The organism is Bacillus sp. MBGLi79 (assembly GCF_002953915.1).
The window spans coordinates 3,716,022-3,738,038 of sequence record NZ_CP026521.1 but is presented as its reverse complement, the minus strand read 5'-3'; the positions used below and the strand labels follow the sequence as shown (position 1 = coordinate 3,738,038).

General features: G+C 45.1%; 25 protein-coding genes. 18 read left to right on the top strand and 7 right to left on the bottom strand.

Features of this window, described 5'->3' with window-relative positions:
• Nucleotides 1-43 precede the first annotated feature (43 nt).
• Nucleotides 44-811, top strand: coding sequence for a sporulation protein YunB (yunB, locus tag C1T29_RS19085; RefSeq protein ID WP_015483652.1), 768 nt, complete (start codon nucleotides 44-46; stop codon nucleotides 809-811).
• A gap of 27 nt (nucleotides 812-838) precedes the next feature.
• Here yunB and lytH read toward each other — a convergent pair whose 3' ends face one another.
• On the bottom strand, nucleotides 839-1,819 hold the full coding sequence (lytH, locus tag C1T29_RS19080; RefSeq protein WP_071580817.1) for an L-Ala--D-Glu endopeptidase: 981 nt from the start codon (nucleotides 1,817-1,819) through the stop codon (nucleotides 839-841).
• Nucleotides 1,820-2,053: 234 nt separating this feature from the next.
• On the opposite strand from lytH, the gene lipA reads away from it, so the two are divergent.
• Nucleotides 2,054-2,950 carry a lipoyl synthase gene (lipA, locus tag C1T29_RS19075; protein WP_003222888.1) on the top strand — a complete coding sequence of 299 codons (897 nt, stop codon included), beginning with the start codon at nucleotides 2,054-2,056 and terminating at the stop codon, nucleotides 2,948-2,950.
• A 15-nt stretch (nucleotides 2,951-2,965) separates the two neighbouring features.
• On the opposite strand, the gene C1T29_RS19070 is transcribed toward lipA, so the two are convergent.
• On the bottom strand, nucleotides 2,966-3,598 hold the full coding sequence (locus C1T29_RS19070) for a YhcN/YlaJ family sporulation lipoprotein (protein WP_103750171.1): 633 nt from the start codon (nucleotides 3,596-3,598) through the stop codon (nucleotides 2,966-2,968).
• 113 nt (nucleotides 3,599-3,711) lie between these two features.
• Between C1T29_RS19070 and C1T29_RS19065 the strand changes: the two genes are divergently transcribed.
• The 3 genes from C1T29_RS19065 to nucF are packed head-to-tail and all read left to right on the top strand — an operon-like array spanning nucleotide 3,712 to nucleotide 5,244.
• A complete protein-coding gene (locus C1T29_RS19065; protein ID WP_003228682.1) occupies nucleotides 3,712-3,987 on the top strand; it encodes a YutD family protein in 276 nt (91 codons plus the stop codon).
• Between the two features lie 23 nt (nucleotides 3,988-4,010).
• The gene (locus C1T29_RS19060) at nucleotides 4,011-4,445 is read left to right on the top strand and encodes a DUF86 domain-containing protein (protein ID WP_014665245.1); all 435 of its coding nucleotides are present in this window, start codon (nucleotides 4,011-4,013) and stop codon (nucleotides 4,443-4,445) included.
• A gap of 28 nt (nucleotides 4,446-4,473) precedes the next feature.
• The gene (gene nucF / locus C1T29_RS19055; protein ID WP_071580815.1) at nucleotides 4,474-5,244 is read left to right on the top strand and encodes a 5' nucleotidase NucF; all 771 of its coding nucleotides are present in this window, start codon (nucleotides 4,474-4,476) and stop codon (nucleotides 5,242-5,244) included.
• A 26-nt stretch (nucleotides 5,245-5,270) separates the two neighbouring features.
• Here the strand turns inward: nucF and C1T29_RS19050 are convergent, their stop codons facing one another.
• Nucleotides 5,271-5,771, bottom strand: coding sequence for a phosphatidylglycerophosphatase A family protein (locus C1T29_RS19050; RefSeq protein ID WP_003243814.1), 501 nt, complete (start codon nucleotides 5,769-5,771; stop codon nucleotides 5,271-5,273).
• Between the two features lie 152 nt (nucleotides 5,772-5,923).
• On the opposite strand from C1T29_RS19050, the gene cotNH reads away from it, so the two are divergent.
• The 5 genes from cotNH (at nucleotide 5,924) to C1T29_RS19025 (ending at nucleotide 12,511) form a co-directional block, all read left to right on the top strand.
• On the top strand, nucleotides 5,924-6,943 hold the full coding sequence (gene cotNH, locus C1T29_RS19045) for a spore coat-associated protein CotNH (protein WP_103750170.1): 1,020 nt from the start codon (nucleotides 5,924-5,926) through the stop codon (nucleotides 6,941-6,943).
• 200 nt (nucleotides 6,944-7,143) lie between these two features.
• Nucleotides 7,144-8,445, top strand: a complete 1,302-nt coding sequence (locus C1T29_RS19040) for a homoserine dehydrogenase (protein WP_095431829.1) — start codon at nucleotides 7,144-7,146, stop codon at nucleotides 8,443-8,445.
• The gene (gene thrC, locus C1T29_RS19035) at nucleotides 8,445-9,503 is read left to right on the top strand and encodes a threonine synthase (protein ID WP_103750215.1); all 1,059 of its coding nucleotides are present in this window, start codon (nucleotides 8,445-8,447) and stop codon (nucleotides 9,501-9,503) included. The genes C1T29_RS19040 and thrC overlap by 1 nt, the downstream gene beginning before the upstream one ends.
• Nucleotides 9,500-10,429, top strand: a complete 930-nt coding sequence (gene thrB / locus C1T29_RS19030; RefSeq protein WP_014665240.1) for a homoserine kinase — start codon at nucleotides 9,500-9,502, stop codon at nucleotides 10,427-10,429. The genes thrC and thrB overlap by 4 nt, the downstream gene beginning before the upstream one ends.
• Nucleotides 10,430-10,537: 108 nt before the next feature.
• Nucleotides 10,538-12,511, top strand: coding sequence for a S9 family peptidase (locus C1T29_RS19025; protein ID WP_103750169.1), 1,974 nt, complete (start codon nucleotides 10,538-10,540; stop codon nucleotides 12,509-12,511).
• A gap of 42 nt (nucleotides 12,512-12,553) precedes the next feature.
• On the opposite strand, the gene C1T29_RS19020 is transcribed toward C1T29_RS19025, so the two are convergent.
• A complete protein-coding gene (locus C1T29_RS19020) occupies nucleotides 12,554-12,889 on the bottom strand; it encodes a NifU family protein (RefSeq protein WP_189396859.1) in 336 nt (111 codons plus the stop codon).
• A 97-nt stretch (nucleotides 12,890-12,986) separates the two neighbouring features.
• On the opposite strand from C1T29_RS19020, the gene C1T29_RS19015 reads away from it, so the two are divergent.
• Entirely contained in the window at nucleotides 12,987-13,313 is a 327-nt protein-coding gene (locus C1T29_RS19015) for a YuzD family protein (protein ID WP_040081940.1), read from the top strand.
• Between the two features lie 224 nt (nucleotides 13,314-13,537).
• On the opposite strand, the gene C1T29_RS19010 is transcribed toward C1T29_RS19015, so the two are convergent.
• Complete coding sequence (locus C1T29_RS19010) at nucleotides 13,538-14,605, bottom strand: NAD(P)/FAD-dependent oxidoreductase (RefSeq protein WP_103750168.1); 1,068 nt, start codon at nucleotides 14,603-14,605, stop codon at nucleotides 13,538-13,540.
• Between the two features lie 262 nt (nucleotides 14,606-14,867).
• On the opposite strand from C1T29_RS19010, the gene C1T29_RS19005 reads away from it, so the two are divergent.
• The 6 genes from C1T29_RS19005 (at nucleotide 14,868) to C1T29_RS18980 (ending at nucleotide 19,356) form a co-directional block, all read left to right on the top strand.
• On the top strand, nucleotides 14,868-15,104 hold the full coding sequence (locus C1T29_RS19005; protein ID WP_003222913.1) for a YuzB family protein: 237 nt from the start codon (nucleotides 14,868-14,870) through the stop codon (nucleotides 15,102-15,104).
• A gap of 136 nt (nucleotides 15,105-15,240) precedes the next feature.
• Nucleotides 15,241-16,455, top strand: a complete 1,215-nt coding sequence (locus C1T29_RS19000; protein ID WP_014665236.1) for a NupC/NupG family nucleoside CNT transporter — start codon at nucleotides 15,241-15,243, stop codon at nucleotides 16,453-16,455.
• A gap of 121 nt (nucleotides 16,456-16,576) precedes the next feature.
• Nucleotides 16,577-17,431 (top strand): diaminopimelate epimerase, encoded by an 855-nt coding sequence (gene dapF / locus C1T29_RS18995; protein ID WP_071580810.1) that lies wholly within the window; start codon nucleotides 16,577-16,579, stop codon nucleotides 17,429-17,431.
• A 78-nt stretch (nucleotides 17,432-17,509) separates the two neighbouring features.
• Nucleotides 17,510-17,872: a HesB/IscA family protein gene (locus tag C1T29_RS18990; RefSeq protein ID WP_003244166.1), complete on the top strand. Its 363-nt coding sequence runs from the start codon at nucleotides 17,510-17,512 to the stop codon at nucleotides 17,870-17,872.
• Nucleotides 17,873-18,190: 318 nt separating this feature from the next.
• Nucleotides 18,191-18,733 carry a spermidine/spermine N(1)-acetyltransferase gene (locus C1T29_RS18985; RefSeq protein ID WP_103750167.1) on the top strand — a complete coding sequence of 181 codons (543 nt, stop codon included), beginning with the start codon at nucleotides 18,191-18,193 and terminating at the stop codon, nucleotides 18,731-18,733.
• Entirely contained in the window at nucleotides 18,733-19,356 is a 624-nt protein-coding gene (locus tag C1T29_RS18980) for an FMN-binding negative transcriptional regulator (protein ID WP_103750166.1), read from the top strand. The genes C1T29_RS18985 and C1T29_RS18980 overlap by 1 nt, the downstream gene beginning before the upstream one ends.
• 70 nt (nucleotides 19,357-19,426) lie before the next feature.
• On the opposite strand, the gene guaC is transcribed toward C1T29_RS18980, so the two are convergent.
• Nucleotides 19,427-20,407 (bottom strand): GMP reductase, encoded by a 981-nt coding sequence (gene guaC, locus C1T29_RS18975; RefSeq protein WP_069840260.1) that lies wholly within the window; start codon nucleotides 20,405-20,407, stop codon nucleotides 19,427-19,429.
• Between the two features lie 281 nt (nucleotides 20,408-20,688).
• Here guaC and C1T29_RS18970 point away from each other — a divergent pair, with 281 nt between their 5' ends.
• Complete coding sequence (locus C1T29_RS18970; RefSeq protein WP_003228723.1) at nucleotides 20,689-20,829, top strand: hypothetical protein; 141 nt, start codon at nucleotides 20,689-20,691, stop codon at nucleotides 20,827-20,829.
• Nucleotides 20,830-20,869: 40 nt separating this feature from the next.
• Here C1T29_RS18970 and yumC read toward each other — a convergent pair whose 3' ends face one another.
• Complete coding sequence (yumC, locus tag C1T29_RS18965) at nucleotides 20,870-21,868, bottom strand: ferredoxin--NADP reductase 2 (protein ID WP_103750165.1); 999 nt, start codon at nucleotides 21,866-21,868, stop codon at nucleotides 20,870-20,872.
• Between the last annotated feature and the right edge of the window lie 149 nt (nucleotides 21,869-22,017).

The following is a 22,017-nucleotide window of genomic DNA, read 5'->3' as shown; positions in this document are numbered from 1 at the left end:
CCCTCTTACAAGCATACATTGTGATATGTAAGGGGGGATTTTCTTGCCAAGATATCGCGGCCCTTTTCGCAAGAGAGGACCTTTGCCTTTCCGTTACGTGATGCTCCTGTCAGTTGTCTTTTTTATCCTGTCAACAACGGTCAGCCTTTGGATGATCAATGGCTCGATCAAACCTGTTTTAATGGACATCGGCGAGATGGAAACGAAGCGTATCGCGACAGAGGTGATCCAGGATTCGATTGAGGACTATATGTCTGACAGTGAAAATATGAAAGATATGTTTCAAATGAATTCTGATGAAAACGGAAACTTAACGACAATCGATTTTAATACACAGGTTGTAAACAGTGTAAAAACAAAAGTGACAAAGCAGCTTCAGGCTCATCTGAAAGAGATGGAAACCCATACCGGACACAGCGGCGCCAGTGAAAACATTATGATCAACATTCCGCTGGGACAGGTAACCGGCAACAGCCTTCTTGGAAACCTCGGGCCGAAAATCCCGGTCCGGTTCAATTTAATTGGTGACGCTTTTACAGATGTCAAAACCAAAATCAAGCCGTATGGCATAAATAACGCACTTATTGATATCAGCATCTTTGTCGAAATTAAAGTGAAGGTCATCATTCCGTTTGCCAGCAAAACCGCTGTCGTCACAAATAATGTTCCTGTATCGATTAAAGCAGTGCAGGGCGAAGTGCCGCAATTTTATAATGGAAGCGGCGGCTCGGGTGTCACGCCTTCTGTCCAGCTTCCGAGCAGCAAAGAAGAAGACGGTGCCGATTCAAAAAAAGAAAAAAGCAGCAAATAAGCCGCCTGTCGAAGAGGCGGCTTTTTGTTACTTCTTTTTTTTGTATTCATATCGCTCCCACGCTCTCAAATGCGGGTATGGATCAAATGACCATTCGGTTTTTCCGTTATCTTTGTACATGCCATAGTGCAGATGCGGCGGGAACTTCCCGGCGGTTCCCGGAGGGCCGTATCCGGAGCTTCCGACTGATCCGATCACTTGGCCGGGCTCAACGATTTGTCCAGTTTTAATCCCTTTGGCAAACCCATTGAGGTGGGCAAAATAATGATACGTATTGTTAATGTCCCTGATGCCGATTCTCCATCCTCCGAAGCGGTTCCAGCCCTTCATTTCGACAACGCCGTAACATGTGGATTTGACAGGAAGGCCGTAATGGGCAAAGATATCCGTACCTTCATGAATCCGCCTTCCACCGAAGCCGCGGGCATCTCCCCACGTGCTTCGGTAGCTGTAATCGGTTCTGATCGGAAGCGGGAATGCATGCTCGCCTAGATCAATATGGCCGTAGGCTTTAAACAGCTTCATGAATTCAGATATAATCCCCACTGTCTGATCACGCCGGTAATAATTCCAAAGCCCGATCCGGATGTTGTCTTCATCTGTGCCATACGACAGTAAGTATTGGCTGAACGTATACAAGATATCTTCATCGTTGCTGACCTCGGCTTTCCCGTCTCCATCGCCATCCATTCCGATTCCGTCAAACACTTTAATGCTTAACGGCGCATCATCTTTCGGATTCGGGTTTTCAGGCCCGCTCCAGATGTCATCGGGTATATAGATGCTAATGATTCCCGCCTTGTCAGGCAGATCTTTCCGGTTGCTCCGCACGTTTTCTTCGTATTGATCAACAGCCGCGAGCGCATACCAAGGGATCTGCGTCACAGCTTCGATTTTATGATATAATTCCATCCGTTTCGACAGCACTGGATCTGAAAGCTTTTTTCCAGACGCAGAAGGCTCAAAGGCAAACAAAAGGAGAAGAAGAGCGGATAACAAAACTTTCACAAAATAATCTCCTTTCATATTGAATACACATAGTTTGCAGCAACCCGGCTTAAAAATGTCAGTAATCATCTTCCCTTGTCGAGAAATTTTTCCTATGTTAAAGTGTCTAAAGAAAAGACTTTCTTTAGTTAGAAAAACATTATTTTTGTTGCAGAAATAAAACCTGCACCTTTCTCGTTTTCAGAATGTTTCGTGTCAGAAATTGAGTATATTGGATATTGGAGATGATGGGAATTGGCAAAGAAAGACGAACACCTCAGAAAGCCCGAATGGCTCAAAATCAAATTAAATACAAATGAAAACTATACAGGGCTCAAAAAACTCATGCGGGAAAACAACCTGCATACCGTATGCGAAGAAGCAAAATGCCCGAATATTCATGAATGCTGGGCGGTCAGACGTACAGCGACATTTATGATTTTAGGTTCTGTTTGCACAAGAGCATGCCGTTTCTGTGCTGTCAAAACAGGACTTCCAACTGAGCTTGACCTGCAAGAGCCGGAACGCGTAGCGGATTCAGTCGCGCTTATGAATCTGAAGCACGCGGTCATTACGGCTGTGGCGCGTGACGATCAGAAAGACGGCGGGGCAGGCATTTTCGCGGAAACCGTCCGTGCAATCCGCAGAAAAAGCCCGTTCACAACAATTGAGGTGCTACCGTCTGATATGGGCGGAAACTACGATAACCTAAAAACCTTGATGGATACACGCCCAGACATCCTGAATCACAATATCGAAACGGTTCGCCGCCTGACGCCAAGAGTCCGCGCGCGTGCGACGTACGATCGTTCATTGGAATTTTTGCGCCGTGCGAAGGAAATGCAGCCTGACATTCCGACGAAATCAAGTATTATGATCGGACTCGGCGAAACCAAAGAAGAGATTATTGAAGTAATGGACGACCTCTTGGCGAACAACGTGGATATTATGGCAATCGGCCAATATCTGCAGCCGACGAAAAAACACTTGAAAGTCCAAAAATACTACCACCCTGATGAATTTGCAGAATTAAAGGAAATCGCGATGCAAAAAGGCTTCAGCCATTGCGAAGCCGGTCCGCTTGTCCGCTCCTCTTACCATGCGGATGAACAGGTAAACGAAGCATCTAAAAAGCGTCAAGCACAAGCGTAATGCCAAAACGCCAGATCATCTGGCGTTTTTGTCATTCCTATCGATTTTCATGTCCTGGTGTGTTTCTCCGTTGGCATTTTCATTCTCTGAGACGGGGCTTCCTTGCGGGGAGGTTTTCATTTCTTGAATCGTCCCCGACATGATCTCTCTGATATCTCTGGAACCAGAGCCGAGATTGCTGTAATTTTCGATGGACTGCATATGGTTTGGATTATCGGAAATATACACATGATAGTATCGCGGTATGACAGAAGCCGCTGTTTTTTTGACCTGATCGGCGGTCAGCTCCCGGTTTTTAGAATCGGTTTTGTATACGACAAGTGCTTCTCGGTCAGTCACCAATGTCGCAGCATCTTGAATATGGGGGAGCTGAACCGTTAAACTTGATATTATGTGAGCGGTTTCTTCCCGGTTCATCATCGGCGTTTTCTGCTGTTCGCCGTCAAATTGTTCTTTTTGATAGCGGACATAGCCAAATTGTTCGTTCTCATCATGCCTGTTAAAAGCCTCGTTGCGATCCGACACATGAATGGGTTTGGTTTGATTCTGTGTCTGATTGCGGACATTCTCGGCATTATCCAATCCTGCGCCTCCGCATCCGGATAAAAGTCCGGTCAGCAGGCAGAGGCTGATGGCAGTTCGTTTCATTTATCAATCCCTCCTCATGTGTAGGGTAGCCAAATCGCATGATTTATTCTTTAGCAATTGATGGGGACGGGGCAATGAATTATGATAGGAATGAGTGAAAAAGAGGTGAAATCATGATTCTTATTCAAAATGCCGAATTTGAATTGGTGCACAATTTCAAAGACGGCTTCAACGAAGAGGCTTTTAAAGCCCGCTACTCCGATATATTAAATAAATACGATTATATTGTGGGAGACTGGGGATACGGTCAGCTTAGGCTCAAGGGCTTCTTTGACGACCAGAATCAAAAGGCAACCTTCGAAACGAAAATCAGCACATTAGATGAATATATTTACGAATACTGCAATTTCGGCTGTGCGTATTTTGTCTTGAAACGGATCAGAAAATAAATATACACAAAGGGGATGCTGTCATGTATTTTGTTGACAGAAACAAAATAGAGAAAACACTGGGGTTCTTCGAGCACCAGCTGGCGCTATTTAACTCACAAACAGACTGGCAGACTGAATTCGGGGGACTGGCGCTTCAGCGTATAGGCCATCTGTTAATCGAATGCATTCTTGATACAGGCAATGACATGATTGACGGTTTTATTATGCGGGACCCGGGCAGCTATGATGACATTATGGACATACTTGTTGATGAAAAAGTTGTCACGGAAAAAGAGGGAACTGAGCTCAAGAAATTGATCGCCTACCGCAAAACATTGGTTCAACAGTACCTGCTCGCTGACAGCGGCGAGCTTTACAGGCTGATCAAGGCGCATCAAGCAGCCCTTCAAGACTTCCCGAAACGGATCAGAAGCTATTTGGAAACAGAGCTAGGACCTGTTTCCGCGTTTAAATAACAACTGGAAAGCCACAGGAGTGTTGAAAATGAAAACATATAAAGGGTATTTAATTGATTTAGACGGAACGATGTACAATGGCACGGAAAAAATCGAGGAAGCGTGTGAATTTGTCAGAACGCTGAAAGATCGCGGCGTTCCTTATCTTTTCGTGACAAACAACTCTTCGCGCACACCGAAGCAGGTGGCGGACAAGCTGATGTCTTTTGATATTCCGGCAACAGAAGAGCAGGTTTTCACGACAAGCATGGCTACTGCCCAGCATATTGCCCAGCAGAAAAAAGACGCGTCTGTATATGTGATTGGGGAGGAAGGAATCCGCCAGGCGATTGAAGAAAACGGCCTGACATTTGGCGGAGAAAACGCGGACTTTGTCGTTGTTGGTATCGACCGTTCCATTACATACGAAAAATTTGCTGTCGGCTGCCTGGCAATCAGAAATGGCGCCCGCTTTATTTCCACTAACGGAGATATTGCGATCCCGACTGAAAGAGGGCTTCTGCCTGGAAACGGCTCACTGACATCTGTGTTAACCGTTTCTACAGGTGTACAGCCTGTATTTATCGGCAAGCCGGAGTCAATCATTATGGAGCAGGCGATGCGCGTTCTCGGCACAGAAGTGTCTGAAACACTCATGGTCGGCGACAACTACGCGACTGATATTATGGCCGGCATTAACGCGGGTATGGATACGCTGCTCGTTCACACGGGCGTAACGAAAAGAGAGCATATGACAGACGAGATGGAAAAACCGACTCACGCCATTGACTCTCTGACTGAATGGATTCCATACATTTGAAAAAAGGGCGCCCCAAAAGGGTGCCCTTATTCTGTGTGCCGCGCGCGGTGTGCGAGCCTGCTTGAGGCCGCGGCGGAAATCGCCCCGACGATGTCATCCAGAAAGGTGTGGCATTCGCCGGTTGATTTATCATTTAATCGTTTAAGGATTCCGGGTTTTTCTTTGTCGATGTAACCGTAGTTCGTAAACCCGATCGATCCGTAAATGTTTACAATGGAAAATGCCAGAACTTCATCTACTCCATATAGGCTTTCATCTATTTCCAGCATCGTTTGCAGCGGTTCAGACAGTTTTTTCTGCTCAGCAAGAACATCCAATTCAATGCCCGTTAAAATCGCGTTTTGCACCTCGCGTTTTGCGAGAACGCGATTGACGTTCAGCGTGCATTCATCAATGGTTAAATCCGGATGATATTTTTTCTGCAGAAAAAAGACAAGCTCGGCAATATCTGATACCTCTACGCCGCGCTCCTTCATCCGTGCTCTTGCTTTAGCTTCCATCTGACTGAATTGTTCGTTTTCTGACATCAGCTTCACCCAATCTTTTTTACTAGTTTATACAAAATGTTTGAGAAGTTTACGACTTTTTCTTGCGCCTTGTTTGGATTAAAATATGTATTCATAATTCCGGCTGTGTATGACTACGATGTGATGAGCCCTAATTCAACAGGCAGGTGATCATGGTGAAAGGTACAATAAAAGAAAAATACGGCATTCACATCAGGCAGCTCTCCGTGTACCAGCACACATATCAATGCTTTCAGACGCCTAATTCATTCTTTCTGATAGTCCCCGTTTCCCAATTCTCAGATACAGAGCTGGCGGAGCTTTATTACATGAGTCAGTATTTACAAGAACAAAGTGACCCATACGTTTCGGTTTTTATCTTTACAAAAGAAGGCGAGCTGACATTTGAACATGAAGAAAAAACGTACGCTCTGCTGAAGGCGGCCCCCCCTTATTCAAACAGGGCGTTCTCCATTGGAGCGGAGCTGGCGGAATTTCACCGAAAAGGCCGAGGGTATCCGTATGAGGTGAAGGCAGCCGGAAGAATCGGCCAGTGGAAGGATCTGTGGGGAAAACGCATTGATCAGCTGGAGGTGTTTTGGCAGCGAAAGGTTCATAGCCCTCCTCACGAGCCATTCGATAAAAAAATGATCGAGTCATTTCCATATTATTTAGGACTGTCAGAGAACGCGATCCAATATTTAGTGGACACTGAGCTGGATGACAAGCCCCAAGCCGCTGATTCAGGAACGATATGCCATCAGCGGATGGAAAGGCATACATGGTCACCCGAATCACTGATCAGAATTCCGGCTGATTGGGTGTTTGACCACGCTTCCCGTGATATGGCTGAATATCTGAGGCATACGTTTTTGCATCACAGACAAGACTTTCATCAGCAGGGCTTTCTCTTTTTGCAGGAATACGAGCAAGTCACACCGCTGTCTTCGTTTTCGAAACGCCTTTTTTACAGCCGTCTGCTTTTCCCGCTTCATTATTTTGAAATCGTGGAAAGCTATTACATGTCTTCAGAATCAGAAAAGCATTATTTTGAAGAACAGCTTGACTTTATTCTTAATGACTGTGGACGTTATGAACAATTTCTCAATACAGCGCAGGAATTCATGAATATGCGGGCGCAGAAGCTGTTTGTTCCCCGCGTCAGCTGGCTCGGCAAAGGCAGCTCAGGGTGAGGAGAAAATCTGACAAAAATAATTAGAAAATAAAGAATCTTGTCATATCAATGTGTTAAGCGTTTACATTCGAAAAATTCAGCCTATCGCTGTCTTGTCAAAACAGAAGCGGGCTTATATAATGTTTGTAACTTATATGTCTGTGTTGAGTTAACAATTGTCTTTTTCAAGAGGACAATCAAAAGAAAGGTGGAGTTTTTTTGAAAGCGATTCGTGTAGGGCTTTTAGGTTTAGGTACCGTCGGAAGCGGTGTCGTTAAAATTATTCAAGATCATCAGGATAAGCTTATGCATCAGGTCGGCTGTCCGGTTACGATAAAAAAAGTGCTTGTAAAAGATGTAGAGAAAAAGAGAGAAGTAGATTTGCCGAAAGAAGTGCTTACGACAGAAGTATATGATGTCATTGATGACCCGGATGTTGATGTCATCATCGAGGTGATCGGCGGAGTTGAGCAGACAAAACAATATTTGGTCGACGCGCTGAGATCGAAAAAGCATGTTGTCACAGCAAACAAGGACTTAATGGCTGTGTACGGCTCCGAGCTGCTTGCTGAAGCGAAGGAAAATGGATGCGATATCTACTTTGAAGCCAGTGTTGCCGGCGGGATTCCGATTCTGCGCACGTTAGAGGAAGGCCTCTCATCAGACCGGATTACAAAAATGATGGGAATTGTGAACGGCACAACGAACTTTATCTTAACAAAAATGATCAAAGAAAAAAGCCCTTACGAGGAAGTGCTCAAGGAAGCCCAGGATCTCGGTTTTGCCGAAGCTGATCCGACTTCAGACGTGGAAGGGCTTGACGCCGCACGGAAAATGGCGATATTGGCGCGCCTCGGCTTCTCGATGAACGTGGATCTGGAAGATGTTAAAGTAAAGGGGATCTCCCAGATTACAGACGAGGACATCAGCTTCAGCAAACGTCTCGGCTATACAATGAAGCTGATCGGGATTGCCCAGCGTGACGGCAGCAAAATCGAAGTCAGCGTACAGCCGACACTGCTTCCTGACCACCATCCGCTTTCTGCTGTTCATAATGAGTTTAACGCCGTTTATGTATACGGCGAGGCTGTCGGTGAGACGATGTTCTACGGGCCGGGAGCCGGAAGCATGCCGACAGCGACATCCGTTGTTTCTGACCTTGTCGCTGTCATGAAAAATATGCGCCTCGGCGTAACCGGCAACAGCTTTGTCGGACCGCAATATGAGAAAAACATGAAATCGCCGTCTGATATTTACGCACAGCAGTTTTTAAGAATTCATGTAAAAGATGAGGTTGGTTCATTCTCGAAAATTACGTCTGTGTTCTCAGAACGGGGCGTGAGCTTTGAGAAAATTCTTCAGCTGCCAATTAAAGGCCATGATGAGTTAGCAGAAATCGTAATTGTCACACACCATACATCAGAAGCTGATTTCAGTGATATCCTGCAAAACCTAAATGATTTGGAAGTCGTTCAAGAAGTCAAAAGCACATATCGTGTAGAAGGGAACGGTTGGAGCTAATGTGGAAAGGACTTATCCATCAATATAAAGAATTTTTACCTGTAACAGATCAAACACCGGCGCTTACTTTACATGAAGGAAACACGCCTCTTATTCACCTGCCGAAGCTGTCTGAGCAGCTCGGAATTGAGCTTCATGTCAAAACGGAGGGCGTCAATCCTACTGGATCATTTAAAGATCGCGGAATGGTTATGGCTGTGGCGAAGGCAAAAGAGGAAGGCAATGACACGATTATGTGCGCGTCAACAGGTAACACTTCCGCTGCTGCGGCAGCCTATGCAGCCCGCGCTAACATGAAATGCATCGTCATTATCCCGAACGGAAAAATTGCGTTTGGAAAGCTCGCTCAAGCAGTCATGTACGGAGCCGAGATTATCGCAATTGACGGAAACTTTGACGACGCGCTTAAAATTGTCCGTTCCATCTGTGAGAAATCACCGATTGCCCTTGTCAACTCAGTCAACCCTTACCGCATTGAAGGTCAAAAAACTGCTGCCTTCGAAGTGTGCGAACAGCTGGGGGAAGCGCCGGATGTGTTAGCGATCCCAGTTGGAAACGCGGGAAATATCACTGCGTACTGGAAGGGCTTCAAGGAATATCATGAGAAAAACGGCACAGGCCTTCCAAAAATGCGCGGCTTTGAAGCGGAGGGCGCTGCGGCAATTGTGCGCAATGAAGTGATTGAAAATCCGGAAACAATAGCGACGGCTATTCGGATTGGAAACCCGGCAAGCTGGGACAAAGCGGTAAAGGCAGCCGAGGAATCCGATGGGAAAATTGACGAAGTCACTGATGATGAAATCCTTCACGCCTATCAGCTGATTGCCTGTGAAGAAGGCGTGTTTGCAGAACCAGGTTCTTGCGCGTCTATCGCAGGAGTGCTGAAACAGGTGAAATCCGGAGAAATTCCGAAAGGCAGCAAGGTCGTGGCTGTGTTAACAGGAAACGGACTGAAAGATCCGAACACAGCGGTCGACATTTCAGAAATCAAGCCCGTCACATTGCCGACTGATGAAGAAAGCATCCTTGAATATATAAAAGGAGCAGCCCGTGTATGAACGAAGCCGACATGCTGTTCTCTGTCACTGTTCCCGGAAGCACGGCTAACCTGGGCCCCGGCTTTGATTCAGTCGGAATGGCGCTTAGCAGATATTTGAAGCTGACCGTCTTTGAAAGCGACAAATGGTCATTTGAAGCTGAAACAGAAACAGTCGCCGGAATTCCGGCGGGTACAGATAACCTGATCTATCAAGTGGCTAAACGGACCGCAGATTTATACGGAAAAGAAATGCCCCCTGTCCATGTGAAGGTGTGGAGCGACATCCCTCTTGCACGCGGCCTTGGCAGCAGCGCCGCGGCGATTGTAGCGGCCATTGAACTGGCTGATGAATTATGCGGCCTAAAGCTGTCTGAAGCGGACAAGCTGCATGTAGCAAGTTTAGAAGAAGGACACCCGGACAATGCTGGAGCGTCTCTCGTTGGCGGACTTGTGATCGGCCTGCATGAGGATGACGAGACCCAAATGATCCGCGTCCCGGATGCCGACATTGACGTTGTCGTTGTCATTCCTTTTTACGAAGTGCTGACAAGAGACGCAAGAGACGTGCTTCCGAAGGAGTTTCCATATGCCGACGCCGTAAAAGCTAGTGCTGTCAGCAATATGCTCATTGCTGCGATCATGTCCAAGGATTGGCCGCTCGTCGGGAAAATGATGAAAAAGGATATATTCCATCAGCCGTACAGGGCGATGCTAGTGCCTGAGCTTTCTAAAGTAGAACACGTCGCCGAGATGAAGGGCGCATATGGAACGGCGCTCAGCGGGGCAGGCCCGACAATTCTCGTCATGACCGAAAAAGGAAAGGGGGAAGAGCTGAAGGAACAGCTCGCGCTTCATTTCCCTCATTGTGAAGTGGACGCTTTGACCGTTCCGAAAGAGGGAAGTATAATAGAGCGAAACCCTTTATATCAAGTAAAAAGTGTATAAATCATGCCAAGCGTCTCTCAGCCTCAGCTGAGGGCGCTTTTTTTGCTGGAGATAAAGGAGTTTTTATTTAGGAAAACGAAATACATGTAAAAAGGAGGAGATATGAATATGAAAAAGCTGATAACCGCAGAAAACATCACAGAGATTGTCTCTGTGACCGATCCTCAATACGCCCCAGACGGCACCCGTGCCGCATTTGTGAAGTCACAAGTAAACCAAGAGAAAGATTCGTATACATCAAATATATGGGTCTATGAAACAAAAACAGGCGGGTCTGTTCCTTGGACACATGGAGAAAAGCGAAGCACCGACCCAAGATGGTCTCCGGACGGGCGCACGCTTGCTTTTATTTCTGATCGTGAAGGGGATGCAGCACAGCTGTATATCATGAGCACTGAAGGCGGAGAAGCAAGAAAACTGACTGATATCCCATATGGCGTGTCAAAGCCGCTATGGTCTCCAGACGGTGAATCGATTCTTGTCACTGTCAATTTGGGAGAGGGAGAAAGTGCTAATGATCAAGAAAAATTGGAGCAGGACAGCTATGAACCTGTTGAAGTTCATGGTCTCTCCTATAAACGGGACGGCAAAGGGCTGACGAGAGGTGCGTATGCCCAGCTTGTGCTTGTCAGCGTCAAGTCTGGCGAGATGAAGGAGCTGACAAATCACAAAGCCGATCATGGCGATCCTGCTTTTTCTCCTGACGGCAAATGGCTTGTTTTCTCAGCTAATTTAACTGAAATGGATGATGCCAGCAAGCCGCATGATGTTTACATGATGTCACTGGCGTCTGGTGATCTTAAGCAGGTTACACCTCATCGCGGCTCATTCGGATCAAGTTCATTTTCACCAGACGGAAGATATCTTGCTTTGCTTGGAAATGAAAAGGAATATAAGAATGCAACGCTCTCAAAGGCGTGGCTCTATGATATCGAACAAGGCCGCCTCACATGTCTGACTGAGATGCTGGACGTTCATTTAGCGGATGCGCTGATTGGAGATTCATTGATTGGAGGTGCCGAACAGCGCCCGATTTGGACGAAAGACTGCCAAGGGTTTTATGTTATCGGCACAGATCAAGGAAGCACGGGAATCTATTATATTTCGATTGAAGGCCTTGTGTATCCGATTCGTCTGGAAAAGGAGTACATCAATAGCTTTTCTCTTTCACCTGATGAACAGCACTTTATGGCCAGTGTGACAAAGCCGGACAGACCGAGTGAGCTTTACAGTATCCCGCTTGGACAGGAAGAAAAACAGCTGACTGGCGTGAATGACAAGTTTGTTAGTGAGCATGCGATTTCACTACCTGAAGAGATTCAATATGTCACAGAAGACGGCGTGACGGTGAACGGCTGGCTGATGAAGCCCGCACAAATGGAAGGTGAAACAACATATCCACTTATTCTCAACATACACGGCGGTCCTCATATGATGTACGGGCATACATATTTTCATGAGTTTCAAGTGCTGGCGGCGAAAGGATACGCGGTCGTCTATATCAATCCGAGGGGAAGCCACGGCTACGGGCAGGAATTTGTGAATGCAGTCAGAGGAGATTATGGGGGAAAGGATTATGACGATGTGATGCAGGCTGTGGATGAGGCTATCAAACGAGATCCGCATATTGATCCTAAGCGGCTCGGCGTCACGGGCGGAAGCTACGGAGGTTTTATGACCAACTGGATTGTCGGGCAGACGAACCGCTTTAAAGCTGCCGTCACCCAGCGCTCGATATCAAATTGGATCAGCTTTCACGGCGTCAGTGATATCGGCTATTTCTTTACAGACTGGCAGCTTGAGCATGACATGTTTGAGGACACAGAAAAGCTCTGGGACCGGTCTCCTTTAAAATACGCAGCAAACGTTAAGACACCGCTTTTGATTCTGCATAGCGAGCGGGATGACCGATGCCCGATCGAGCAGGCGGAGCAGCTGTTTATCGCTCTAAAAAAAATGGGCAAGGAAACGATGTTTGTCCGTTTTCCGAAAGCGTCGCACAATTTGTCACGCACCGGACACCCAAGACAGCGGATCAAGCGCCTGAATTATATCAGCTCATGGTTTGACCAATATCTCTAATAAAAAAAGCCAGGCTGATCAAATATCAGCCTGGCTGCTTGATTAAAAGACTTGTTCTACTTCAACGACACCCGGCACTTCTTCTAGAAGAGCGCGCTCAATTCCGGCTTTCAGCGTAATTGTTGAACTTGGGCAGCTGCCGCATGCGCCTAGAAGACGAAGCTTAACAATACCTTCATCTACGTCTACAAGCTCACAGTCACCGCCGTCACGAAGTAAAAACGGACGAAGTTTGTCCAGTACTTCCTGCACCTGTTCTTTCATTTCAACTTCAGTCATGACATTCGCTCCTTTCATCGTCATAAAACCATTATATTCAGTGTAACAATAAAAATCTATTGTTTGGTTTGCAAAGTTGCTTTCCTTATTATAGCACATTCAGACTTCAACACAAAAACGGTTTTTTTCTATAAAAACGCCCTTTGGCTCTGTATACTTAAAGAAAGGACTTACCTAGGAGAAGGGGGCATTTGCAGTGATGAAACCAATCATGCTCAGCGTGTACGGGGCAGAAACCGTTTGTGCGAGCTGTGTCAATATGCCGACAGCCAAGGATACATACGAGTGGCTTGAGGCTGCGCTGAAAAGAAAATATCCGAATCAGCCTTTTGAGATGCAATACATTGATATTCATGAGCCGCCTGACAATGAACAGGCGAAAGAGCTTGCGGAAAAAATCAGAAATGACGAGTATTTTTATCCGCTTGTACTAGTAGAAGACAAAATTGTCGGTGAAGGCAATCCAAAATTAAAAGACGTTTATGAGGAAATGGAGAAGCATGGGTATATAGAAAACCGCTGACTTGATCAGCGGTTCCAGCGTGTGGACAAACCCTCGCATTCGTTGTCAAGCCTGTGCGTTGGTGCTCACGAATGAAAACATTCGCTCCGCTCCAATGCTCGCCTTTCCTAGACTTCAAGGGTTTTCAAACACGCTGAAAAGATGAAAACGGCTAAAACTAAAACCGTTTTAGCCGTTCTGTAATCATTTAAACCGCTGACCTGGTCAGCGGTTCTTCTCTATCATTAACCGTTATGGTGTTTGTACATCCACAGCAATCCGGATTTTAGCATACGCGGAACACGGCCGATCAGCGGACGGTCAGCAACAAGCCCGAAGCCGGCTTTTTTTCCAAGTGAACCGAGGACGCCTTTCAGCTTAAACTGCGGCATTGATTCAGGCAGGGTTTCTCCATTCCAGCGTTTTTGCAAGATTTGGACAATCTGCTCTGCTTGAGCCTCTGCCAGCTGGGCGCTTGGTGCATGAGGAAGGCTGGCGCAATCGCCGACAACATACAGATGTTCATCACCTGGAAGATTGTGATGAGGCGTTAATACAATACGCCCTTGTGAGTCCTTCTCCACATCTAAGTCTCTGACAACTTTGTTTGGCTGTATGCCGGCAGTCCACACGATGGCGTCTGCAGAAATCGGATCATCGTGGTTATACACAACGCCTTCTTCTACTTTTGTGATATTTGCCCTGTTAATAATGCGGACACCGTGCTCTTCGAACCATTTTTGCACATATTTGCTCAAACGCTCGGGAAAGCTTGATAAAATGAGATTACCGCGGTCGAACAAAATAATGTTCAGGTCATCACGGCTTTCTCTCAATTCACTTGCAAGCTCAACGCCGCTTAAGCCCGCTCCGACAATGGCGACGGTGGCATTAGCGCTCAGGTTATTCAGCTTTTGGTAGGTTTCACGGGACTGATCGATGGTTTGAATGCTGTAGGTGAATTCAGGCGCTCCCGGCACGTTGTGATATTTATCCTCACAGCCGAGCCCGATGACGGCGTCATCGTAAGAAATCGGTTCACGATCTTGGAACAGCACTTGTTTTTGTGCAATATCAATTGATGTGATATCACCGTATTGGACATCCAGGCGAGGGTGCTCTGGGAATGACACTCTGATATGGTGGTCAGAAATTGTGCCTGCGGCAAGGGCATAATATTCTGTTTTCAAGCAGTGATAAGGATTTCTGTCAATTAACGTGATTGAAACATCATCAGGCAGCTGGTTTGGCAATAAGCGATGAAGAACACGCATGTTCCCGTAACCTCCGCCGATCAAGACCAATTTTTTCATTTGAATTCCCCTTTAATCCGAAGAGTATGATAGACACATTGAAGAAAATACGAACTATGTAAAATAACATCTAGAATTATATCGAATTTGATCTAAAATCACAATAATAGTTTCAAAATAACCTACAATTTAGCCTGAAAGCGCAAATTAGTAAAACGTTATACAAGAAATGATATGTTACGATAATAAATCTTGAATAGTCCGTTGTCTTTGACGAATCGTAAAAAATTCGCGATAATGGATGTATGTGAGGTGAAACCGCATGAATCCAATGATTGAATTTTGTGTCAGCAATCTGGCTCACGGCTCTCAGGAAGCTAGGGCGATTTTAGAGAAGGATCCCAACCTGGATGTCCTTGAATACGGCTGCTTAAGCTACTGCGGGACATGTATGGAATCGCTTTTCGCTCTGGTAAACGGAGAAGTCGTCATGGGTGAAACGCCTGCTGAGCTTGTTGAGAATATATATACCTTTATTGAAGAAAATCCAATGTTTTAAAGAAAAGGGCCTGGATAGGCCCTTTTTTATTTTGTCGTACAAAAGAACTAAAAAAATGTGTAGACATCAAAAAATATTATTGTTATCGTATAAAAGATATTTTTTTAAATAAAATTTAAGAGGTGTACGAGTATTCATGAATGTTCTGTGGGGACTGCTGGGCGCAGTTGCGATCATTGCTATCGCGTTTTTATTTTCAGAAAAGAAAAGCAATATTAAGATAAGAACCGTCATCGTTGGTTTATGCACACAGGTGGCGTTTGGATACATCGTGTTGAAATGGGAAGCGGGACGCGCTGTTTTTTTATGGTTTTCAAGCCGTGTACAGCTTCTGATTGACTATGCGAATGAAGGCATCAGTTTTATTTTTGGACCGCTTTTAAAGGTCGGCGACAGTCCGGCATTTGCATTAAGTGTACTGCCCGTTATCATTTTCTTCTCAGCACTGATTGCAGTTTTATATCATTTGAAAATCATGCAGCTCGTTTTCCGTGTCATTGGCGGCGGATTGTCGAAGCTCCTTGGAACAAGCAAAACGGAATCTCTGGCAGCGGCTGCCAATATTTTTGTAGGACAATCAGAATCTCCGTTAGTGATCAAGCCCCTGATTGCCGGGCTGACGCGCTCTGAGTTGTTTACGATTATGACGAGCGGACTATCGGCTGTTGCGGGATCTACCTTGTTTGGGTACGCGCTTCTTGGTATTCCGATTGAATACTTGCTGGCGGCCAGCTTTATGGCTGCTCCAGCTGGACTTGTCTTTGGTAAATTGATTATACCCGAAACGGAAAAAACGCAAACCGTAAATAGCGATTTTAAAATGGATGAAGGCGAAGGCGCAGCCAATGTCATTGACGCAGCTGCAAAGGGAGCGTCAACAGGACTGCAAATTGCGTTAAATGTTGGGGCGATGCTGCTAGCGTTCGTTGCGTTAATCGCTGTAGTAAACGGTATTCTCGGCGGAGCTTTCGGTTTGTTCGGCTTAAAAGGCGTCACATTAGAATCCATTCTCGGGTATGTGTTTTCTCCTATCGCCTTTTTGATTGGCGTGCCTTGGCATGAAGCATTGCAGGCTGGAAGCTATATCGGCCAGAAATTGGTGCTGAATGAGTTTGTCGCTTATTCTAACTTCGGTCCGCACATCGGCGAGTTTTCTAAGAAAACGGCTACCATTATTAGTTTTGCGTTATGCGGATTCGCCAATTTTTCCTCAATTGCGATTATGCTTGGTACGCTTGGCGGATTAGCGCCCAGCCGCCGTTCGGATATCGCACGTCTCGGCCTGAAGGCTGTTCTTGCGGGAACATTAGCAAATCTGCTCAGCGCAGCTATTGCCGGCATGTTTATATAAACAATAAAAGCTCCTTGCGTCAGTGCAAGGAGCTTTTATGTATGAAAAACGGGGGATAATTGTATTGTGTCCGTTTATAATAGCTTTTATACTAAGAAAAAGAAAAAAGTTGGAGGCACCTATGAACTCATTTCGATTTACCAAAATGCACGGCCTGGGAAACAATTATATTTATGTGAATCAATTTGAAGAACAGCTTCCTGAAGAAAAACTGTCAGAGATTGCAATTCAGGTTTCTTCTGTTTATACAGGGATCGGTTCTGACGGAATGATCCTGATATGCCCATCAGATCAAGCGCCTGTTAAAATGCGGATTTTTAATAATGACGGGTCTGAAGGGAAAAACTGCGGCAACGGCCTGCGCTGTGTCGCAAAATACGCATATGAGCATAAGCTGGTTGAGGAAACATCTTTTCTAATTGAAACCCTCTCCGGGCTTGTGAAAGCGGAGGTTCAAGTTGAAAATGGAAAAGTGAATGTGGTCACTGTCGATATGGGCGAACCGCGCTTATCAAAATACGAACTCCCGATGCTTGACGGCGGGGAAGAGCACACAATCAATGAAACCATGGCATTTGGTGAAGTTGAGCTAACAGGCACTGCCGTTTCAATGGGAAATCCGCATATCGTTTTTCCGATCGCTGACATCGAACAGGCACCTTTAACGACACTGGGACCGGTGATTGAGAAAGACCCGAGATTTCCGGAAGGCGTCAATGTGGAATTCGTCGAAACCGTGAATGAACAAGAACTGCATTTCCGCGTCTGGGAACGGGGATCAGGCATTACACAGGCATGCGGGACAGGGGCATGTGCAGCGGCTGTCGCATCTGTGTTGAACGGCGTATCAAAACGAAATCAAGACATCACGGTGCATTTAGCAGGCGGTGATTTGGTGATAAACTGGAAAGATAACGGCCATGTGATGATGACAGGGCCGGCCGAAACCGTTTGTGAGGGTGTCTATTTCTTGTAAAACACCTTGTTTGAGAATTGGGACGATCATGTTTATAATAAAAGACAGCAACCGGTTTTTAAAAGGAGGTTCACAATGATGAGCAACCCGGTAACAATTACAGAAGCAGCAGCTTTGCATATAAAAGATATGATGAAAGAGCATGAGGAAGAAAACGCATTTCTGCGCGTAGGCGTCAAAGGCGGCGGATGCAGCGGGCTTTCTTACGGCATGGGCTTTGAGCATGAAAAGAGTGAATCAGACAGTGTGTTTGACCAGCACGGCATTACTGTTCTAGTTGACAAAGAAAGCCTCGACATCATGAACGGCACCGTGATTGATTATAAGCAATCCATGCTCGGCGGCGGCTTCACCATCGACAATCCAAACGCCATCGCTTCATGCGGCTGCGGTTCTTCGTTCAGAACAGCAACGAATGCAGGCAAGCCTGAAGAGTGCTAAGCACTACTAAAAACGGATAGCAACTATTACTGACGCTTTTCTTAGCGATAAATTATCGTTAAGGGAGGCGTTTTTATTATGCTCTGCATTTTAAAAATGAAGCAGAGGTCCAAGTGTTTCGGACAAAGAAATTCTGTATTGTCGTTATTGTATTTTGTTGTAAATACAGCGAAGTTACGCTATATTTAATACATAGTATTTTATTGCAATTGCAACAAAAATAACATTAAGGAGTTGGTGATGGAGAAGATTCTTGGTGGAATGGTAACAAGGTCAGTATCTGTTCCGTGATTTTATATAAAGGAGCTAAGTCCGAACATGAGTGTAAACATTAAAAAATGTAGCCGGAAAGATTTACTAATACTCCAACAATTGAGTATCGAAACATTCAACGACACTTTTAAAGATCAGAATTCACCTGAAAATATGAAAGCCTATTTAGAAAGGGCATTTAACACGAAGCAGTTGGAAAAGGAATTATCCAATATGTCTTCGGAATTCTTTTTTGTTTACTTTGATCATGAAGTCGCTGGATATGTAAAGGTCAACATCGATGATGCGCAGTCTGAAGAACTGGGCGCTGAATCACTTGAAATCGAGAGAATTTATGTAAAGAACAACTTTCAAAAGCATGGGCTTGGCAAACATCTGCTGAATAAAGCGATAGAAATTGCGCTGGAACGTAATAAAAAGAACATTTGGCTAGGTGTATGGGAAAAAAACGAAAATGCCATTGCCTTTTATAAGAAAATGGGGTTTGTTCAGACTGGCGCCCACTCATTTTATATGGGGGATGAAGAACAAACAGACTTAATCATGACCAAAACGCTCACATCATATTTTTCAAAGGGTGGATGTTGATGTATATTCCAAAATATTTTAAGGTCACAAATGCTGAAGACATTTGGAATTTTGTACAAGAAAACGCCTTTGGTACGATTGTCACAACAGAACAAGGAAAACCAATTGCCACTCATTTGCCGTTAGAATTTCATAAAAAAGGCGATCATTACTATATTACGGGGCATTTCGCTTATGGAAATCCTCAGTGGAGAACGTTTGAAGCCTGTGAAGATGTGCTTGTGATGTTTCAGGGACCGCACGCTTATATTTCTTCTTCCTGGTATTCACGCGAAAATGTTCCGACGTGGAATTATCAGGCTGTCCACATGTATGGAAAAGCAAGTATGTTAGAGAAAGATGAACTAGCAGAAGAATTAACAATCATGCTGGAGAAATACGAAAAACATCGTGATCATCCTGTTTTATGGGATAAGCTTTCTCCAAAACTCTTAGAACGTGAATTGAAAGGTATTGTTGGATTTAAGATTAAGGTGGAAGACATTCAGGCGGCATATAAATTAAGCCAGAACCGAAATGAAACAGATTATATGAACATCATTGATCAGTTGCAACATGAAGAAAATCCAAATGCAAAACAAATGGCAGAACTGATGAAAGATACATTCAAAAAGCGAATATAAGCATACTTTGCTGAAGAAGTAACAGAAAACGCCAAGTCAAGCGTCGCCGCTGACTTGGCGTTTTTTATGATTAATATTTATCCCCGTTAAAAATCGAATTCTTTACAATTACATAATCCACATTGCGGATGGCGTCAAGCTTTGTTCCGCCTGCATAAGAAATAGAAGATTGAAGATCCTGCTCCATTTCAATCAGTGTATCCTTGATTGAGCCTTTATGGGCCACGTGCATTTTTTTGCCTTCGACATTTTTCTTTTCGCCTTTTTGGAATTCAGAGGCTGAGCCGAAATACTCTTTGTAAAGCTTTCCGTCTTTTTCGATCGTTTGGCCTGGTGATTCTTCGTGTCCGGCAAATAGTGAACCGATCATGACCATCGTTGCGCCGAATCGGATTGATTTTGCGATGTCGCCATGGGTGCGGATGCCGCCATCGGCGATAATCGGTTTGCTCGCAGCCTTGGCGCACCAGCGCAGCGCCGCTAATTGCCAGCCGCCTGTGCCAAAGCCGGTTTTGATTTTCGTAATACATACTTTTCCCGGTCCGATGCCGACTTTAGTGGCATCCGCTCCCGCATTTTCAAGCTCTCTGACCGCTTCCGGCGTTCCGACGTTGCCAGCAATCACAAAGCTGTCCGGCAAATGTTTTTTGAGGTGCTGAATCATTTCAATGACAGCATTTGAGTGACCGTGAGCAATGTCAATTGTCACATATTCAGGAGCCAAATTTTCTTCTGCCAGCTGGCGGACAAATTCATACTCCTCCTCTTTAACGCCCACGCTGATAGAAGAGAATAATCCGCGTGCGTTCATATCTTTAATAAAATCAATTCGTGTTTCAGGCTCAAATCGGTGCATGACATAAAAGTAGCCATTTTCGGCTAGTTGAATCGCCAGCTTTTCATCTATAATCGTCTGCATATTGGCAGGGACGACGGGTAATTTAAATGTACGTCCGCCTAAACGTACGGATGTATCACATTCTGAACGGCTATTTACAATGCATTTTGCAGGAATTAGCTGAATATCTTCGTAATCAAATACATTTTCCATGGTTTTCACTCCTAAAAACGAATATTTAAAAGTATATTATATGAAATGTTCGCCTTATATAATGTACTCTGTTTTATTTAGGATGTCAAACAAAATTAATTTCTGGCAGGTGTGGTGCAAGTGCCGAAGCTTGTCATACAGAGTGAGTTTAGGTATCATAGTTTTAACGAATGGTCTTAGAGAGCGGATCAAAATGCGAATGATATACGTTCAGCAAAGCTTGGTTGTTCAGCACCAGGCTTTCTTCTTTATGGCATGAACATGTGAAAGGAGCAAAAAAGATGGCCCAAAACGAAGAAAAAACACCGAAGTCCCAAAAGATTCAAGACCGCATTATTATGGCAATGATCTGGGTAGTCGCAGCACTTGTGATTGCGCTGGTTGTTGGAACCGCACTGAATTATATAAATATCTTCAAATAAAAAAGGAGCTGTGTCACCTGACACAAACTCCTTTTTTTTATTATTTATTTTCAAAAAGACTTGTTGAGTGAAGAGGCTGTACGCGGGCTTTCGGGTCCATGTAAGCCTTGGCGTTGTTCACTGCTGTCGGTGCCTCACCGAAGCCGCTGGCAATCAGGTTGACTTTTCCTTCGTATGTACAAATGTCACCTGCTGCAAAGAAGCCTTTGATATTTGTTTCCATTGTTGATTTCACGACAATGGAATTTTTCTCGATGTCCAGACCCCAGTTTTTGATCGGTCCAAGAGATGAAACGAAACCGTAGTTGACGATTAAGTCATCAATTTCTAAAATCTCTTTGCGGTCGCCTTTCACTTCTTCAAGCACAAGCTGTTCAATTTTGTCTTCACCGATCAGCTCCGCAGGGACGAATGGTGTCAGGACATTAACCTTCGACGCATGAAGGTTTTCCACACTGTGCTCGTGCGCACGGAACTTGTCGCGGCGGTGAATGATTGATACTTCTTTTGCGATCGGCTCAAGCATAAGCGCCCAGTCAACCGCGGAATCTCCACCGCCAAGGATCGCAACGCGTCTGCCGGCGAATTTTTGCAGATCGTCAACGAAGTAATGGAGGTTCTTGCCTTCATACTGCTCGGCATTTTCAAGTTCCAGCTTTCTCGGTTTGAATGCGCCGTTTCCTGCAGTAATGATGACTGTTTTAGAGTAGTGGGTTTCTTCATTTGTTACAAGCTTGAACACGCCATCCGCTTGTTTCTCAACTGATTCAACCGCTTGCTCCAGACAAATGGTTTGGTCGAATTTCGCCATTTGCTCTTTTAGGTTATTGATAAGCTCTTGCGCGCGGATTTTCGGGAATCCCGCTACATCATATATATACTTTTCAGGGTATAGGGCGCTAAGCTGTCCGCCGAGCTGAGGCAGGCTTTCGATAATTTTGACGCTTGCCTGTCTCATCCCGCCGTAAAAAGCGGTGAATAAGCCGACCGGTCCCCCGCCTATAATTGTAATATCATAAACCTTTGTATCCTCTCGCATACGAAAATTGCCTCCTAAATGAAAATTGTTATTAATTATACCATATTGCCGTTCGAATTGACGAGTCAGCAGAAAAAATCGTAAGGATACAACGCACCCATCCATTCTTGAAAATATTTCCGCCGGCCGCTACGATAATAACCAAATGA